The sequence below is a fragment of the Neptunicoccus sediminis genome, assembly GCF_001719615.1.
GTDB classification, from domain to species: Bacteria; Pseudomonadota; Alphaproteobacteria; order Rhodobacterales; family Rhodobacteraceae; genus Amylibacter; species Amylibacter sediminis.
On record NZ_MDVX01000042.1, the window covers coordinates 1 to 2,349 of the forward strand.

At 58.4% G+C, this 2,349-nt stretch carries 4 protein-coding genes and 1 pseudogene; 4 read left to right on the forward strand and 1 reads right to left on the reverse strand.

Annotation, left to right across the window (positions count from 1 at the left end):
• On the reverse strand, positions 1–722 hold a 722-nt coding region (locus BFV97_RS17640; RefSeq protein ID WP_157888366.1), incomplete at its 3' end, for a heavy metal translocating P-type ATPase.
• Between the two features lie 138 nt (positions 723–860).
• On the opposite strand from BFV97_RS17640, the gene BFV97_RS17645 reads away from it, so the two are divergent.
• From BFV97_RS17645 to BFV97_RS17660, 4 genes and pseudogenes are all read left to right on the forward strand, one after another.
• A complete protein-coding gene (locus BFV97_RS17645) occupies positions 861–1,070 on the forward strand; it encodes a heavy-metal-associated domain-containing protein (protein ID WP_069301696.1) in 210 nt (69 codons plus the stop codon).
• A gap of 280 nt (positions 1,071–1,350) precedes the next feature.
• The gene (locus tag BFV97_RS17650; protein WP_069301697.1) at positions 1,351–1,665 is read left to right on the forward strand and encodes a hypothetical protein; all 315 of its coding nucleotides are present in this window, start codon (positions 1,351–1,353) and stop codon (positions 1,663–1,665) included.
• 73 nt (positions 1,666–1,738) lie between these two features.
• A complete protein-coding gene (locus BFV97_RS17655) occupies positions 1,739–1,960 on the forward strand; it encodes a hypothetical protein (RefSeq protein ID WP_245667817.1) in 222 nt (73 codons plus the stop codon).
• Positions 1,960–2,349: pseudogene (locus BFV97_RS17660) on the forward strand (TolC family protein); the annotation flags it as partial. The gene BFV97_RS17655 and the pseudogene BFV97_RS17660, both read left to right, overlap by 1 nt.

Here is a 2,349-nt window from a genome sequence, read left to right on the forward strand (position 1 = left end):
GTGCCAACCGCGACAAGGCTGTTCATGTCCGGCGCGCCTTTCAACAGTGCCGGGAAACCGCGTGTGTAAAAAGTACGTCCTGGCCAGAGCAGGACTGCCGTGGTCAACACGAACTGGATCATCCAGCTGGTCCAGTGGCCGATGGTGTCACCGATCAGACCGTGCATGCCGGGGATCAGATGTGCGCCCATCTCAAGTAGAAACACCGGCAGGGCGAGGGTCGCTGCCACGACAGTCCGTCGTGCCAGAACCCGCGCCTCTTCGTTCCTACGGGCTCCTGCGTCTTCCGATGAACTGTCGTCGGCCTGCGTGGCGGGGTAACCCGCGTCGCTGGCCGCCTTGATGAGGTCGGCAACCGCGACCGCGCCCTCCAGATAGCTGACTGTAGCGGTTTCCGAGGCCAGGTTGACGTTCACGTCCAGCACGCCCGGCAGCACTGCCAGTGCCTTGTCCACCCGACCGACGCACGAGGCACAGGACATAGATGAAATGTTCAGACGTACGCTCCGGCTCCGGGCCGGATAGCCGATCTCCTGAAGGGTCGTGGCGATTTCGGCGATGCGCTCCGGTGCGTCGATCTGCGCCTGGGCGGTCTCGTTGGCGAGATTGACACGGACATCGCTGACCCCCGGCAGAGCCGTGAGGCCACGTTCCACGCGCCCGACGCAGGAAGCGCAGGACATGTTTTGCAGGGAAAGCCGAAGGGTGCGCGGATCCGACATGAGAATCTCCTTGTTCTGATACTCCTGCAGATAGGGCCTCCAGTTACTGGAAGGTCAACAGGCATGTAGAATAAAATCCTGGCCATTGACCTTCCCGCGCCGGAACGCCTTACATGCATGTCGTCAAAGGAGATTGCGATGTTCAGATTCAGCGTACCGAACATGAGTTGCGGCCATTGTACCGCTTCCATCCAAAAGGCCATTATGGCGGCCGACCCAGATGCAACGGTTTCGTGCGATCTGACTGCACGTGTCGTCGACGTCGACAGCACTCTGGATGAAACTGCATTGGCCGCAGCGATCAGCGATGCGGGCTACGGGTCTGAGAAGCTGGCAGAGGTTCAGTAGCCAAGATGCGTCAGCAACGCTCCGCTGAACGGAGATAGTGGCTCTCTCTATGTCGCTGACATGCAACACTCTCTGACAGTAGTGGCCAAAATTCGCCTGTTTCAAAAAAAGCGACAAACCTTCCTGCGCAGGACGGATTGACTGTACTGCATCGCTCTCCGATATTCGCGGCATGAGCTTTCGAGTTTTCATATCAAGCTGGTCAAGGGCGTTTACGTGCATTGCGTTTGCGCTGGCATTGGTATTGTCACCACCTTCTGCCGCTCACGCGGCGTCCGGCATGCATGACGGACATCAAGCCAAGTCTGTTGGTGTCGTTGGTGCTGCAGAGGCCCATCACACTGGAAGCGGTGCGCATCACGCGCATGCGACGCTTAAGGTCGCAAGCGACATCGACATCGCAGCGTCCGACAAGGATGGCAAAGAGCAACAATCCCAAGAGTGTTGCAACGGCATCTGTATTTCTGTCGTCTTCATCGAAGACATCAGGATCACAGCAGAGCCGGTTGGTACAAGTGAATATGTCATTCTGGACGGTCAGACGTATTCGGTTGAAACAGCAGGGCTTCTGCGGCCCCCTCGATTCCTGACCTGAACCGGCGCCCAAATCGGGTGTGAGCCTTGCGCAGATTCTGCGTGAGACAACGTTCACCAATCAGGTTACTTTCATGAAAATTCATCTACTTATGGGGGCTTCGGCCGTCGGGCTTGGCGCATGCGCCTATGAGCCCACCCCGTTGCCGTCCGTCGCGACCCAACAGGCCGTCATCAACACGGCAGTTTCATCGCCGATCAGCTATCAGGACCCGTTGGCGGGCTACACCTATCGCGGCCCTACAGGTCCCCGCGACTGGCGTTCCGTCAATCAAGAACAGACGGAGGGCAACTGATGCGGGTATCGAAGTTTCCGCTGGTTTTCGGCTTTCCGCTAATCTTGGGTGCTTGCGCCACCGCTGTGCCGGGCATCTACACGGAACCAAAAGCTGGCTTCGCCAATATTTCCAGCCAGGTCACACCAGCCATTGGCAAACGGACAGCCTTCGCCGAAACCCAGGCCGAAAACGAGGCCTTGAAGAAGCAGGTGCACGCAATGGTGCACCGCAAGACCATTTCGGCGGACACCGCCGTTCAGGTCGCGCTTCTGAACAACAAGGGGTTGCAGGCGTCTTATGCAAATGTCGGCCTCTCCGCCGCTGAGGCTTGGCAGCAATCGACCCCGGAAAATCCGATCGTCGCAATCGGTATACTGGGCATCGGTGCGCCCGAACTGGGTGCCTAC